Origin of the sequence: uncultured Pseudomonas sp., assembly GCF_913774235.1 — a bacterium.
In the GTDB taxonomy this organism is placed as follows: Bacteria; Pseudomonadota; Gammaproteobacteria; order Pseudomonadales; family Pseudomonadaceae; genus Chryseomonas.
Genome location: NZ_CAJYDW010000012.1, coordinates 487,477 through 501,604 on the forward strand (window position 1 = coordinate 487,477; position 14,128 = coordinate 501,604).

General features: G+C 63.4%; 12 protein-coding genes. 9 read left to right on the forward strand and 3 right to left on the reverse strand.

Features of this window, described 5'->3' with window-relative positions:
- Positions 1 to 153: 153 nt before the first annotated feature.
- From QZ471_RS11735 to QZ471_RS11745, 3 genes are all read left to right on the forward strand, one after another.
- The gene (locus tag QZ471_RS11735; protein ID WP_295463861.1) at positions 154 to 2,556 is read left to right on the forward strand and encodes a TonB-dependent siderophore receptor; all 2,403 of its coding nucleotides are present in this window, start codon (positions 154 to 156) and stop codon (positions 2,554 to 2,556) included.
- A 91-nt stretch (positions 2,557 to 2,647) separates the two neighbouring features.
- Entirely contained in the window at positions 2,648 to 3,148 is a 501-nt protein-coding gene (locus tag QZ471_RS11740; RefSeq protein ID WP_295463862.1) for a GNAT family N-acetyltransferase, read from the forward strand.
- Between the two features lie 191 nt (positions 3,149 to 3,339).
- The gene (locus QZ471_RS11745) at positions 3,340 to 4,329 is read left to right on the forward strand and encodes a hypothetical protein (RefSeq protein WP_295463864.1); all 990 of its coding nucleotides are present in this window, start codon (positions 3,340 to 3,342) and stop codon (positions 4,327 to 4,329) included.
- A gap of 14 nt (positions 4,330 to 4,343) precedes the next feature.
- Here QZ471_RS11745 and QZ471_RS11750 read toward each other — a convergent pair whose 3' ends face one another.
- Entirely contained in the window at positions 4,344 to 4,973 is a 630-nt protein-coding gene (locus QZ471_RS11750; RefSeq protein WP_295463866.1) for a LysE family transporter, read from the reverse strand.
- A gap of 48 nt (positions 4,974 to 5,021) precedes the next feature.
- Positions 5,022 to 5,840, reverse strand: a complete 819-nt coding sequence (locus QZ471_RS11755) for a pyruvate, water dikinase regulatory protein (RefSeq protein WP_295463868.1) — start codon at positions 5,838 to 5,840, stop codon at positions 5,022 to 5,024.
- Positions 5,841 to 5,967: 127 nt separating this feature from the next.
- Here QZ471_RS11755 and ppsA point away from each other — a divergent pair, with 127 nt between their 5' ends.
- From ppsA to QZ471_RS11785, 6 genes are all read left to right on the forward strand, one after another.
- Positions 5,968 to 8,337, forward strand: coding sequence for a phosphoenolpyruvate synthase (gene ppsA, locus QZ471_RS11760; protein WP_295463870.1), 2,370 nt, complete (start codon positions 5,968 to 5,970; stop codon positions 8,335 to 8,337).
- A gap of 137 nt (positions 8,338 to 8,474) precedes the next feature.
- The gene (locus QZ471_RS11765) at positions 8,475 to 9,476 is read left to right on the forward strand and encodes a zinc transporter ZntB (protein ID WP_295463872.1); all 1,002 of its coding nucleotides are present in this window, start codon (positions 8,475 to 8,477) and stop codon (positions 9,474 to 9,476) included.
- A 48-nt stretch (positions 9,477 to 9,524) separates the two neighbouring features.
- On the forward strand, positions 9,525 to 9,785 hold the full coding sequence (locus QZ471_RS11770) for a hypothetical protein (protein WP_059226964.1): 261 nt from the start codon (positions 9,525 to 9,527) through the stop codon (positions 9,783 to 9,785).
- A gap of 5 nt (positions 9,786 to 9,790) precedes the next feature.
- Positions 9,791 to 10,615 carry a mechanosensitive ion channel domain-containing protein gene (locus QZ471_RS11775; RefSeq protein ID WP_295463875.1) on the forward strand — a complete coding sequence of 275 codons (825 nt, stop codon included), beginning with the start codon at positions 9,791 to 9,793 and terminating at the stop codon, positions 10,613 to 10,615.
- Between the two features lie 56 nt (positions 10,616 to 10,671).
- Positions 10,672 to 11,256 (forward strand): RNA polymerase sigma factor SigX, encoded by a 585-nt coding sequence (gene sigX / locus QZ471_RS11780; protein ID WP_295463876.1) that lies wholly within the window; start codon positions 10,672 to 10,674, stop codon positions 11,254 to 11,256.
- Positions 11,257 to 11,356: 100 nt separating this feature from the next.
- Positions 11,357 to 12,412: an OmpA family protein gene (locus QZ471_RS11785; protein ID WP_295463878.1), complete on the forward strand. Its 1,056-nt coding sequence runs from the start codon at positions 11,357 to 11,359 to the stop codon at positions 12,410 to 12,412.
- A 132-nt stretch (positions 12,413 to 12,544) separates the two neighbouring features.
- Here the strand turns inward: QZ471_RS11785 and gltA are convergent, their stop codons facing one another.
- Positions 12,545 to 13,825, reverse strand: coding sequence for a citrate synthase (gene gltA / locus QZ471_RS11790; RefSeq protein WP_295463881.1), 1,281 nt, complete (start codon positions 13,823 to 13,825; stop codon positions 12,545 to 12,547).
- Between the last annotated feature and the right edge of the window lie 303 nt (positions 13,826 to 14,128).

Genomic DNA, 14,128 nt, shown 5'->3' on the forward strand with positions numbered 1-14,128 from the left:
TGATATTAATTTGCATTTACATACGCATTGGAGTTGCTTAGCCTGCGTCCGCCGCGCAAGACGGCATCGGCTGCCGGTCCCTGGAAAGCCTCCAGCGAGTCCTTACGTGGGGTACGGACGGGTCGGTAGCCTCTCGATAGGACGACCAACGACATGCAGCTCTTTTCCGTGCGCATCCTGGCGCTCTCCGTTTCGCTCGGCGTGGCAGCGCTCGCCCAGGCCGCCCCCGTTTCGTTGTCACAACCCGCGCAGCCGCTCGCCGATGCCTTGCAGAGCTTCGCGCGCGCCAGTGGCCTGCAGGTGAACTACGATCCTGCCGCCCTGGCGGGCAAGCGTGCGCCGGCGCTAGCGGGTCGGTTGGAGCCGGAAATCGCCCTGCAACGCCTGCTGGCCGGCAGCGGCCTGGCCGCCTCGGTCACGGGCAACGTCGCCACCGTCGCCCCGGTGGCCAGCCAGGCGGCGTCGGGGAGCCTGGCCCTTGACGCCACCACCATCACCGCCGACGACGGCTCGCTCAGTGGCCGGGCGACCACCGAGGGCACCCATTCCTACACCACCGGGGCCATGAGCACCTCCACCGGCCTGCCGCTGTCCATCCGCGAGACGCCCCAGTCGGTGAGCGTCATCACCCGGCAGCGCATGGAAGACCAGGGCATGAGCGACCTCAACGACGTCGTGCGCTACGCCCCAGGGGTGACGCTGAACAAGTTCGGTGGCGATCGCCAGGAATTCCTCTCGCGCGGCTTCCGCATCGACAACATCATGTACGACGGGCTGCCTACCACCGCGGGTACCTTCACCCTGGACACCCTGTCCTCGGCGGACCTGGCCCTCTACGATCGCGTCGAAGTGGTGCGCGGCGCCACCGGCCTGATGACGGGCGCGGGCGATCCTTCGGCCACCCTGAACCTGGTGCGCAAGCGGCCGACCGCCTTCCCGCAAGTCAGCGTCACCACCAGTGCCGGCAGCTGGGATCGCTACCGCACCGAGGTCGATGCCTCCAACAAGCTGAACGAAGCCGGTACCCTGCGCGGCCGGGCCGTCGCAGCCTATGAGGACGGGCACAGCTTCCAGGACGTACGCGAGCGCCAGCGGCAGACCTTCTACGGCGTGCTCGAAGCCGATCTCTCCGATAGCACCACCTGGACCATAGGCGCGTCCAAGCAGCGCGAGGACAAGACCTCCGACTGGGGCAGCCTGCCTAGCGGACCCAACGGCGAAGACCTGCACCTGTCACGCTCCACCTTCCTCAGTGGCGACTGGTCCTACTGGGATCAGGACACCTACACCCTGTTCTCCGACATCACCCACACCTTCGACAATGGCTGGAAGGCCAAGCTGGCGGCGCAACAGGTCTGGGCGAATTCCGATACCTTCTCCAACTACCTGACCTCCACGGCGGCGGATTACAGCTACACCTCCGTCAGCGACCTCGGCACCGCCTCCGGCGCCTACCGCACCGATTCCGACCAGCTCAATCTCGATGCCTCGGTCAGCGGCCCGTTCCAGTTGCTGGGGCGAGAACACGAGCTGGTAGCCGGGATCAGTCGGCGCCAGGAAAAGTTCTATCAACGGGGGGGCTATTCGGGCGTGACTCCGGTCGACATCTTCAACTTCCGGCCCAGCAGCGTCGTCAAACCGGACAAGGCCGCGTTGACGCCCTACGCCAGCAAGAACACCACGACCGAAGAGGCGGTGTATGCGGCGGCGCGCTTCAACCCCGTCGATCCGCTGCACGTCATCGTCGGCGGCCGCGTCAGCTGGTACGACTTCGATAACCTGTACAGCGACAACGACTACAAGGCCACACGCGAAGTCACCCCGTACGCCGGCATCATCTACGACCTGAACGACACCTACTCGGTATACGCCAGCTACACCGAGATCTTCAAGCCGCAGAGCGAACAGAATGCCGCTGGCTCGGTCCTGGCGCCCATGACCGGCAAGAGCTACGAAATCGGTCTCAAGGGCAGCTACTTCGAGGGTGCGTTGAACGCCTCCGTCGCCCTGTTCGATACCCTCCAGGAAAACCGCGCCTACCTGCCGGCCAACCAGGCCACCTTCTGCCCCGGCTATCCGGCGCAGAGTTGCTACAGTGCAGCCGGCGAAGTCCGCAGTCGTGGCATCGACGCGGAAATTTCCGGCCAACTGGCGCCCAACTGGCAGGCCTCGGCCGCCTATACCCTGTTGTTGAGCGAATACACCAAGGATGTTCAGTTCGAGGATCGTCGCTTCGCACCGGATCAGCCCAAGCATCTGTTCAAGGCCGCCACCAGCTATCAATTGACGGGTGCCCTTAACAAATGGCGGATCGGCGCGGACATGCAGGCGCAGAGTGAGACCTTCCAGCGGGTCGGCAACGGCGAAGCCAAGCAGGACAGCTATGCCGTCATGGGTTTGATGGCGGGTTATCGCTTCAACGAGCACTGGGATGGTCGCGTCAACCTCAACAACGTCTTCGACGAAAGGTACTGGCAGGGTATTCCGGAAGGCACTGGTCAGGGCGTCTACGGCGATCCGCGCAACGTCATGCTCAGTCTGAAGTGGACCCTCTGACCCCGCTGCCGACCTAGGCAACTCTCGCTTCGCCCTTGTCCACGCCTCGGACCTGGGCGAAGCTGCGGGCTTCCGCGAAGGAGTGCCGCCCGTGTCCCGTCCCGCCATCCACCTCGAACGCTATGCCGACCGCCATGCCGAGGGCTTGGCCGCCCTCTATGGCGATCCGGCCGTGGCCCGCCAGGTGCTGCAGCTGCCCTACCAGACCGCCGAGCAATGGCGGCAGCGCCAGAGCGGTGAACGCGAGGGGCGGGTAGCCCTGGTCGCCCTGCTGCAGGAACGGGTAGTGGGCAGCGCCAGTCTCGAACAGCAGCCACGCATCCGCCGCCAGCATTGTGGTGCCCTCGGCATGGGCGTCGCCCGGGATTGCCAGGGGCAGGGCATAGGTAGCCAGCTGCTGGCCGCGCTGCTCGACCTCGCCGACAATTGGATGAACCTGCAGCGAGTGGAGCTGACCGTCTTCAGCGACAACGAGCCGGCCCTGGCGCTGTACCGCAAGTTCGGCTTCGAGGAGGAGGGCCTGCTGCGCCGCTATGCGTTGCGCGATGGCGTCTTCGTCGATTGCTACAGCATGGCACGCTTCAAATCCTGACAAGCCGCTGTATGAGAAAAACTTGAGTTCTATACAAGAAACCTGAGTTTGTCTCATGTGTCCCGTGATAGGACAATCGGCACCTCGTTAGTTGGAGGTGCGCGATGGTCAGGCTTCATTCCCAAGGTTCTGGTTGGCTCGAACGCGATGGCGAAGGCCCCTTGGCGACCAGGCCGCATCCCGGTCGCGCCGTGGCCGATCTCGTCGCAGCCGGCCGCCAGCAACGTCAGCAGGCCTGGCGCGCCCAACAGGCGGCGGGCATCGAGCTGATCGGCGTCGCTGACTTCAGTTGGGGCGATCGCATCCTCGCCCATTCCTATCTGGTCGGGCAGGTGTCCGGGGGCGAAGCGCTCGAAGCGGCTAACCAGGTCCGGCAAGTCCGGGCGCCCTGGTTCTTGGGCGAGCTAACCTACCGGATTCCCGAATTCAGCCGTGACCAGGCCTTCGCGCTCGGTTGGGATCAGCTGTTCGCCGAGGTGGCCGAGGCCCGTGCCTTGGGCCTCGCCGTCAAGCCGGTGATCCTTGGGCCGCTGAGTTACCTGTGGCTCGGTCGCTCCCTCGATCCCGCCTTCGACCGGTTGGAGCTGCTCGAGCGGCTGCTGCCGGTCTACGGTGAAATCTTCGCCCGGCTGGCCTCCCAGGGCGTGGAGTGGGTCCAGATCGACGAACCCATCCTCAGCCTGGAGCTGCCGCTCGCCTGGCGGACCGCCTTCGAGCGGGCCTACAACCTGCTGCAGCGTGAGCCGCTCAAGAAGCTCTTGGCCGTGCGTGACGGTGAGCTGAGCGATAATCTGGGGCTGGCGACCGGCTTGCCGGTCGAGGGCCTGCACGTCGACTGGCCCGCGACCGTCCAGGTCCAACAAGGTCTCCTCGACCGCTTGCCGGCCTACAAGACACTCTCCCTTGGCCTGATCGAGCAGCATGACGCGGACGGCAGCGCACGGGAGCGCCGGTTGCAGTTCGCCCGCCAGGCCGGTGAGCGTCTCAAGGAGCGCCTTTGGCTGGCAGCTGACCAGGCGTGGTCGACGGCTACGCAGGCGGCATTCGGAGAACTGGTCCGGGCTGCCCGTGCGGCTGCGGAAGCCAAGCCGGCAGTGGCGGGCAACCAGGACAGAGCCTGGTCGGCGATAGAGGCAGCCCTGGCGAAACTGGGCGCCCAGGCCGGACTCGCCGCTCGCTGAGGACGGCGAGCTCGCTAGCGGTGGGCGGTCAGCAGCAGCCCACCCGCGCTGGCGAAGAACGCCCCGGTGGCCTGGTTGAGGCGACGGATGCCCCGCGGGCCGCGGATGAAGCGGCGGATCTGCCGCCCGAACAGCCCATAGACGAAGGCCGCGACCAGCTCTGCGAACAGATGGGTCCCGCCTAGGTAGACGAACTGCTGGGTAGTGGGCTGGTTGGGATCGATGAACTGCGGGAAGACCGCGGCGAACAGCAGGATCGCCTTGGGGTTGCTGATGCCGATGAGGAATTCCTGCAGCATCAGCCGGTGCAGCGGGCGCGGCTGCGCATTGCCCGGCTCGTCCAGGTCCAGGCCATCGAAGGCCCGGCTGCGCCAGCTCTTCACACCCAGGTAGAGCAGATAGAGCGCGCCGATCCACTTGATCACCGTGAAGGCCGTCTCCGAGGCCAGCAGCATGGCACCCAGGCCCACCGCCGAGATCACCAGGAACACCACGAAGGCCAGGTCGCGCCCCAGGGCAGCCAGCCCCGCGGTGACGGCGCCATGGCGGATGCCGTTGCTCAACGAGCAGAAATTGTTCGGGCCGGGCGTCAGGGCGATGAGCAGGGCGACCGGAAAGAACAGCAGGGCATCGACGAGATTCATGGCGGTCGCCTGGGGCGCCACGCAGGCGCGAAGGAGGAGGGTGGTGCGCTATTTAAACCGCCTTTCCACCCCTTTCTCCACCAGAATCTTCGCCGAGATTTCCTCCACGGAAAAATGCGTGGTGTTGATGAAGGGGATGTTCTCGCGGCGGAACAGACTCTCCACCTCGCGCAACTCGAATTCGCACTGGGCAAAGCTCGCATAGCGACTGTTCGGCCGGCGTTCGTGACGGATCGCGGCCAGGCGCTCGGCGTCGATGGTCAGACCGAACAGCTTGTCGCGATAGGCCTTGAGCGATGCAGGCAGTTGCAGGCGCTCCATATCCTCTTCGGTCAACGGATAGTTGGCCGCGCGGATGCCGTATTGCAGCGCCATGTAGAGACAGGTCGGCGTCTTGCCGCAGCGCGAGACCCCCACCAGGATGAGATCGGCCTGCGCATAGTGGGTGGTGCGGGCACCATCGTCGTTTTCGAGTGCGAAATTGACGGCCTCGATGCGCTCCATGTAGTGGCTGTTGTGCATGATCGAATGTGACTTCCCTACCGAATACGAAGATTCGGCGGAAAGTTCCCGTTCGAGTGGGGATAAAAAGGTCGAGAAAATGTCGATCATGAACCCGTTCGACTGGTCCAGGATGGCCCGGATGTCACGGTTGACGATGGTATCGAAGATGATGGGCCGCGCGCCGTCCTGCACGGCCGCGGCATTGATCTGCTGTACCATGGCCCTGGCCTTGTCCAGCGTATCCACGTAGGGTCGCGTGACCTTCCTGAAGGTGATGTCCCCGAACTGGGCCAGGAGGCTCTGACCGAGGGTTTCGGCCGTGATGCCGGTACCGTCGGAAATGAAGAAGGCGGTTCGTTGCATGGCATGGACGTCCTGGTGGCGTACGGAGCAGGGATCGCTGCACTGTAACCCACCGCCGTCCACTGTCCATGGGGCGAGCGCCGAGGCGTACTGCTTTCCCACAAAGACACAAGATGGAGAGAAGACCTTGGACGAATATGTAATTTCACTGGAGCAGCTCGGCGTGCATGACGTCGAGCGTGTGGGCGGCAAGAACGCATCCCTCGGCGAGATGATCGCCAACCTGGCCGGCGCGGGCGTCTCCGTTCCGGGCGGGTTCGCCACCACGGCCCAGGCCTACCGCGATTTCCTCGAGCAGAGCGGCCTGAACGATCGCATTCATGCGGCCCTCGATGCGTTGGATGTCGATGACGTCGTCGCCCTGGCCAAGACCGGCGCCCAGATCCGCCAGTGGGTGATGGACGCTCCCTTCCCTGAGCGTCTGGATAGCGAGATCCGCAAGGCCTTCGCCGAGATCTCCGCCGGCAACCCCAACCTGGCCGTCGCCGTGCGTTCCTCGGCCACCGCCGAAGACCTGCCCGATGCCTCCTTCGCCGGCCAGCAGGAAACCTTCCTCAACATCCGTGGCGTCGACAACGTCATCCGCGCGGCCAAGGAAGTCTTCGCCTCCCTCTTCAATGACCGCGCCATCGCCTACCGCGTGCACCAGGGCTTCGATCACAAGCTGGTCGCCCTGTCCGCCGGGGTGCAGCGCATGGTGCGCTCCGAGACCGGCGCCGCCGGCGTGCTCTTCACCCTGGACACCGAGTCCGGCTTCCGCGATGCAGTCTTCGTCACCGCCGCCTATGGCCTGGGCGAGACCGTGGTGCAGGGTGCGGTCAACCCGGACGAATTCTATGTCCACAAGCCCACCCTGGAAGCCGGTCGCCCGGCCATCCTCAGACGCAACCTGGGCAGCAAGGCCATCAAGATGGTCTATGGCGAAGAAGCCAAGGCGGGTCGCTCCGTGCGTACCGTCGACGTCGAGCCCGCCGACCGTGCCCGTTTCTCCATCACCGACGCCGAGGTCACCGAACTGGCCAAGCAGGCGCTGATCATCGAGCGTCACTACGGTCGCCCCATGGACATCGAGTGGGCCAAGGATGGTGACGACGGCAAGCTCTACATCGTCCAGGCCCGCCCCGAGACCGTGAAGAGCCGCGCCAGCGCCACCGTCATGGAGCGCTACCTGCTCAAGGACAAGGGCCAGGTGCTGGTAGAGGGTCGTGCCATCGGCCAGCGCATCGGTGCCGGCAAGGTCAAGATCATCCGCGACGTCAGCGAGATGGATCGTGTCCAGCCCGGTGACGTCCTGGTTTCCGACATGACCGACCCCGACTGGGAGCCGGTGATGAAGCGCGCCAGCGCCATCGTCACCAACCGCGGCGGTCGCACCTGCCATGCCGCCATCATCGCCCGCGAGCTGGGTATCCCGGCGGTGGTCGGCTGCGGTAACGCCACCAGCCTGCTCAAGGATGGCCAGACCGTCACCGTCTCTTGTGCCGAGGGCGATACCGGCCTGATCTACGAAGGCGAGCTGGACTTCGACATCCGCCAGAGCTCGGTGGATGCCATGCCCGAGCTGCCGTTCAAGATCATGATGAACGTCGGTAATCCCGACCGCGCCTTCGACTTCGCCCAGTTGCCCAATGCTGGCGTGGGGCTGGCGCGCCTCGAATTCATCATCAACCGCATGATCGGCGTGCACCCCAAGGCCCTGCTCAACTATGACAGCCTGCCCTTCGACGTGAAGGAAAGCGTCGACAAGCGCATCGCCGGCTACTCGGATCCGGTCGGCTTCTATGTCGAGAAGCTGGTGGAAGGGGTCTCCACCCTGGCCGCCGCCTTCTGGCCGAAGAAGGTCATCGTGCGCCTGTCGGACTTCAAGTCCAACGAGTACGCCAACCTCATCGGCGGCAAGCTCTACGAACCCGAGGAAGAGAATCCCATGCTGGGCTTCCGCGGCGCCTCCCGCTACATCAGCGAGAATTTCCGCGACTGCTTCGAGCTGGAATGCCGCGCCATGAAGAAGGTGCGCGAGGAGATGGGCCTGACCAACGTCGAACTCATGGTGCCCTTCGTGCGCACCCTGGACGAGGCGGCGCGCGTGGTCGAGCTGCTCGGCGAGAACGGTCTCAAGCGTGGCGAGAACGACCTGCGCGTCATCATGATGTGCGAGCTGCCTTCCAACGCCCTGCTGGCGGACGAGTTCCTCGAACACTTCGACGGCTTCTCCATCGGTTCCAATGACCTGACCCAGCTTACCCTCGGCCTGGACCGCGACTCCGGCATCATCGCCCACCTGTTCGACGAGCGGAATCCGGCGGTCAAGAAGCTGCTGGCCAATGCCATCGCCGCCTGCAACCGGGCCGGCAAGTACATCGGCATCTGCGGTCAGGGCCCCTCGGACCACCCCGACCTGGCCAAGTGGCTGATGGAGCAGGGCATCGAGAGTGTCTCGCTGAACCCCGACTCCGTGCTCGACACCTGGTTCTTCCTGGCCGAAGGCAACGCCTGATCCCAGGGTCACCCCGCTGCCGAAGGGCGGGGTGACCCCTCCAGGGATCAAACCATTCATTTTTCCCCGGACGCGGCCGTTGCGCTCACAGGGCCGCGTCCACCGGATCGCCTGGCGATCCCTGCAAGAGACGCCAGATGCAGCAGTACGACAGCGATGTGGAACAGGGCCTGATCTATGGCTATCTCCTCGATGGCCGTGGCGGTGGTCGCCGCCTGAGCCGGCGCGAACTGGCTGATGTAGAACCCGCACCCAATGAAACCCTCTGGTTGCACTGGGACCGTAGCGTCCCCGAGGCCCAGGCCTGGCTGCGCCAGTCCAGCGGCCTGAGCGAGTTCGCCTGCGACCTGTTGCTCGAAGAGGCGACCCGTCCACGCCTGGTCAATCAGCCTGACGACAGTCTGCTGCTGTTCCTGCGCGGGGTGAACCTCAACCCCGGTGCCGTCCCCGAAGACATGGTCTCGCTGCGGGTGTTCGTCGACCGACGTCGAGTGATCTCCCTGCGCATGAGACCCATGAAGGCCGCTGCCGAGGTCCAGGAGGACCTGGAGGCGGGCATCGGTGCCCAGAGCGCCGGAGACCTGGTGCTCTACCTCGCCAGCTACATGACCAGCCGGGTCGACGATCTGGTGCGGGGTCTCTCCGATCAGCTCGATGGTCTCGAAGAGCAGGTCGACCAGGACGAGAGCAGCCTGCCCGATCACGCCCAGGTGCTGACCCTCAGGCGCCGGGCGACCGGACTGCGGCGCTACCTGGCCCCGCAACGCGACATCTACGCCGATCTCGCCCGCGGCAAGCCCGCCTGGTTCGTCGAGGCGGACAGCCAGGGCTACTGGAGCGAACTGCACAACAGCCTGGTACGCAATCTGGAAGAACTCGAGGTCATGCGCGAGCGGGTCGCGCTGCTGCAGGACGCCGAACAGCGGGCGACCACCGAAAAGACCAATCGCACCCTTTATCTGCTCGCCATCATCACCGGCTTCTTCCTGCCCATCAGCTTCATCACCGGCCTGCTGGGGATGAACATGGGCGGCCTGCCGGGATCCTCGTCACCCTTCGGCTTCGTAGCCGCTTGCCTGCTGATCGCCGCGGTGTCGCTCTTCCAGGTCTGGTTGTTCCGGCGACTGCGTTGGCTGTGACCCGCTTCCACCTCGCTGCGTCAAGAGAACACGACCAGCGAGGTGCCTATGCACGATCCCTTCGAAGCGTCCCTCAAGGCGCTCCTCAATACCCCGGCGCAAGCCCAGGACGAGGAGGGCGATGATCAGGCCCGATTGCATCGGGTGCTCAAGACCGCCAACCGCCAGGTCGGTGCCGGCGCGCTCTTCGATCTGATCGGCCGCCACTGGATGTCGGCGCTGCTGATGGCGCTGGGCAATGGCGCCCCTCATCTGAAGCCGCGGTCCCGTCGCACCGGGCGGACCGATCCTTCTTCGCGGAGATCCTGAAGTAGATGGAATTCGATATCTGGACCCAAAGCCTGCTGTCCGCCATGACCACCCTGTGGAGCAAGGTGGCGGGCTTCATTCCCAATGTGTTCGGCGCCCTGGTGGTGATCCTGGCCGGTTTCGCCGTCGCCAAGATCCTCGATACCGTACTCTCCAAGGTGCTGGCCAAGCTCGGCCTGGACCGGGTACTCGCCGGCGCCGGGGTCACCAAGCAACTGGCCAAGATCGGCATCCGCATGCCGGTCACCACCTTGATCGGCCGCATCGTCTACTGGTTCGTGCTGCTGGTGTTCCTGGTCTCGGCCGCCGAGTCCCTGGGTCTGCAGCGCGTCTCTTCCACTTTGGATGTCATGGCGCTCTATGTGCCGAAGATCTTCGGCGCGGCCCTGGTGCTGATCGTCGGTGTGCTGCTGGCACAGCTGGTCAGCGGCCTGGTCCATGGCGCGGCCGAGGGCGTCGGCCTGGACTACGCCGCGGGCCTGGGGCGTCTCGCCCAGGGCCTGGTGATCATCATCTCGATCTCGGTCGCCGTCGGCCAACTGGAGATCAAGACCGAACTGCTGAACATGGTCATCGCCATCGTGCTCACCGCCTTCGCCCTGGCCGCGGCCCTGGCGTTGGGGCTCGGTAGCCGGGGGCTGGTCTCGCAGATTCTGGCCGGCATCTATGTGCGCGAACTCTATGAAGTGGGCCAGTGGGTGACCCTGGCGGACGTCGAAGGCGAGATCGAGGAAATCGGTACCGCAAAAACCCTCATCTTGACCGAGGAGGGCGATATCGTTTCGCTGCCGAACCGTCTATTACTGGAGGCTCAGGTGCGCAGCCGCTGACAGGCGCTGCGGAGATGGCTATCATGCCCGCCAATTTTTGGTAGTCATCTTCCGTCTTGAACAAGTCCGCCCCCTATGCCTACGACCCGACCTCGCTCAGTGACGAAGAGCTGGTGCAGCGTGCGCATGGTGAACTCTTCCACGTGACGCGAGCCTACGAAGAACTCATGCGCCGCTATCAGCGCACCCTGTTCAACGTCTGCGCCCGCTACCTGGGGAACGACCGGGATGCGGACGATGTCTGCCAGGAGATCATGCTGAAGGTGCTTTACGGTTTGAAGAATTTCGAGGGGAAATCGAAATTCAAGACCTGGCTGTACAGCATTACGTACAACGAGTGCATCACTCAGTACCGCAAGGAGCGCCGCAAGCGGCGACTGGTGGAGGCATTAAGCCTGGATCCGATGGAAGAAGCCTCGGAAGAACGGGCGCCGAAGCTGGAAGAAAAGGGAGGGATGGATCGCTGGCTGGTCCATGTGGGGCAGGTCGATCGGGAGATTCTGGTGCTGCGCTTCGTCGCCGAGCTGGAGTTCCAGGAGATCGCCGATATCATGCACATGGGCCTCAGCGCCACCAAGATGCGATACAAGCGGGCACTCGACAAACTGCGTGACAAGTTCGCAGCTGAAGTTGAGAGCTGACGGGATGAGTCTGCCGTAAGTTTTTGAACTTCACGAAAACTTGTTGTCGAAGCCTCCGGAGATTGCCGGAATTAGTACCACTAGAATGGGGATACAAAGGATGAAACTGAAGAGCACCTTGGGCGTCGTTATCGGCTCCCTGCTGGCAAGCGCCTCGCTGAGCGCCCTGGCACAAGGTCAAGGCGCCGTCGAGACTGAGCTGTTCGGCAGCCGTCTGTTCACCGACAGCCAGCGCAACATGACCAATGCTGACCTCTACGGTGGCTCCGTTGGCTACTTCCTGACCGACGACGTCGAGCTGGCGCTGTCCTACGGTGAGTACCACAACGCCCGTGGCGACCATGACCTGGGCCACAAGAACATCAAGGGCAGCCTGGCCGCTCTGGACGCCTACTACCACTTCGGTCAGCCGGGTGTGGGCCTGCGTCCCTACGTGTCCGGTGGCTTCGCTCACCAGTCCATCAGCAACCGCGACATCAACGAAGGTGGTCGTGACCGTTCCACCTACGCCAACGTCGGCGCTGGTCTGAAGTACTACTTCACCGAGAACCTGTACGCCCGTACCGGCGTACAAGCCAACTACAACATCGACTACGGCGACACCGAGTGGAGCGCTGCTGTAGGTGTTGGTCTGAACTTCGGTGGTTCCACCAAGAAAGCCGTTGCCCCGGCTCCGGCCCCGGCTCCCGTTGCCGACGTCTGCACCGACTCCGACAACGACGGCGTCTGCGACAACGTCGACAAGTGCCCGAACACCCCGGCCAACGTCACCGTTGACGCTACCGGCTGCCCGGCTGCTGCCGAAACCGTTCGCGTCGAGCTGGACGTGAAATTCGATTTCGACAAGGCCGTGGTCAAGCCCAACAGCTACGCCGACATCAAGAACCTGGCTGACTTCATGCAGCAGTACCCGCAGACCACTACTACCGTTGAAGGCCACACTGACTCCGTCGGCACCGACGCCTACAACCAGAAGCTGTCTGAGCGTCGTGCCAATGCCGTGCGTAACGTGCTGGTCAACCAGTACGGCGTGCAAGGCAGCCGCGTTAACGCCGTTGGTTACGGTGAGTCCCGTCCGGTTGCGGACAACTCCACCGAAGCTGGCCGCGCCGTTAACCGTCGCGTAGAAGCTGAAGTCGAAGCTCAGGCCAAGTAATTAGCCTGATCTAGATGCAAAAAAGCCCGCCTAGTGCGGGCTTTTTTGTGCCTGCCGATTCCGTTCCATAATCGGGCGGAAGGCAGCCATAAAAAACCCCGCCGAGGCGGGGTTCTGCACGACGCGACTGAATCAGCCGCGATCGTCCGGAATGTCGCGTTGGGTCACGCCGGTGTACAGCTGGCGCGGGCGGCCGATCTTGTACGGACCGGACAGCATTTCCTGCCAGTGCGAGATCCAGCCAACGGTACGGGCCATGGCGAAGATCACGGTAAACATGCTGGTCGGGATACCGATCGCCTTGAGGATGATGCCGGAGTAGAAGTCCACGTTCGGGTAGAGGTTACGCTCGACGAAATAGGAATCCTTCCGGGCCAGCTCTTCCAGGCGCATGGCCAGTTCCAGCTGCGGATCGTTGATACCCAGTTCGGCCAGGACCTCGTCGCAGGTCTTCTTCATCACCGTGGCACGCGGATCGAAATTCTTGTACACGCGATGGCCGAAGCCCATTAGCTTGAACGGATCGTTCTTGTCCTTGGCCTTGGCCACGAACTTGTCGATGTTGGCGACGTCACCGATCTCGTCCAGCATCTTCAGCACCGCCTCGTTGGCGCCCCCATGCGCCGGACCCCAAAGAGCGGCGATGCCCGCGGCGATACAGGCGAAGGGGTTGGCACCCGAAGAACCGGCCAGGCGGACGGTGGAGGTGGAGGCATTCTGCTCGTGATCGGCGTGCAGGATGAAGATGCGATCCATGGCGCGCGCCAGCACCGGGCTGATCGGTTTTTCCTCGCACGGGGTGTTGAACATCATGTGCAGGAAGTTTTCCGAATACCCCAGGTTGTTGCGGGGGTACATCATCGGCTGGCCCATGGAGTACTTGTGCACCATGGCGGCCAGGGTCGGCATCTTGGCGATCAGGCGCATCGCCGAGATCTCGCGGTGCTGCGGATCGGTGATGTCCAGGGAGTCGTGGTAGAAGGCCGAGAGGGCGCCGACCACACCGCACATGATGGCCATGGGGTGGGCGTCGCGGCGGAAGCCGTTGAAGAAGTTCTTCAGTTGTTCGTGAACCATGGTGTGGTTCTTGATGGTATCGACGAACTCCGCTTTTTCTTGCGTGTTCGGCAATTCACCCTTGAGCAGCAGGTAACAGGTCTCGAGATAGTCGGATTTCTCCGCCAATTGCTCGATGGGATAGCCGCGGTGCAGCAGGATGCCCTTGTCACCATCGATGTAGGTGATCTTGGACTCGCAGGACGCGGTGGACATGAAGCCCGGGTCGAAGGTGAACACACCAGTGGAGGTGAGGTTGCGAACATCGATCACGTCCGGGCCAAGCGTGCCGGACATAACGGGCAGGTCAACCGGATCCGCTCCCGAGATGATCAACTGCGCTTTCTTGTCAGCCATTAGGCCTCCTTATTTTGCTTTGAAATCATCAATAAACCCTCCACTCAGGGCCTCGCTTACTATAGAGGGATAAATTTGAAAGTCAATTTACGAAAATATCACCCTAAAGGCTCTTTCTGGGCAGATTGTGCGGCGAAAAGACATTAACACGCAGGCTTCTGAATATCAGCTGGCGACGTCGGAATCGGGCATCCGCGTTTGTCATGAGTAGGCTAACTGTCTATAATTCTCGCCCGACCGTACCGGGTCGGTAAGCCTGATGCCGAGCGGTCGGCGCTTCCTTGCGGAAGCGCTTAGCAGATG

Excerpts from the sequence above, each read along its gene's own strand:
- QZ471_RS11735 (WP_295463861.1), top strand. The coding sequence starts at position 154 with ATGCAGCTCTTTTCCGTGCGCATCCTGGCGCTCTCCGTTTCGCTCGGC.
- QZ471_RS11750 (WP_295463866.1), bottom strand. The coding sequence starts at position 4,973 with ATGAATCTCGTCGATGCCCTGCTGTTCTTTCCGGTCGCCCTGCTCATC.
- QZ471_RS11755 (WP_295463868.1), bottom strand. The coding sequence starts at position 5,840 with ATGCAACGAACCGCCTTCTTCATTTCCGACGGTACCGGCATCACGGCC.
- QZ471_RS11765 (WP_295463872.1), top strand. The coding sequence starts at position 8,475 with ATGCAGCAGTACGACAGCGATGTGGAACAGGGCCTGATCTATGGCTAT.
- QZ471_RS11770 (WP_059226964.1), top strand. The coding sequence starts at position 9,525 with ATGCACGATCCCTTCGAAGCGTCCCTCAAGGCGCTCCTCAATACCCCG.
- QZ471_RS11775 (WP_295463875.1), top strand. The coding sequence starts at position 9,791 with ATGGAATTCGATATCTGGACCCAAAGCCTGCTGTCCGCCATGACCACC.
- QZ471_RS11785 (WP_295463878.1), top strand. The coding sequence starts at position 11,357 with ATGAAACTGAAGAGCACCTTGGGCGTCGTTATCGGCTCCCTGCTGGCA.
- gltA (WP_295463881.1), bottom strand. The coding sequence starts at position 13,825 with ATGGCTGACAAGAAAGCGCAGTTGATCATCTCGGGAGCGGATCCGGTT.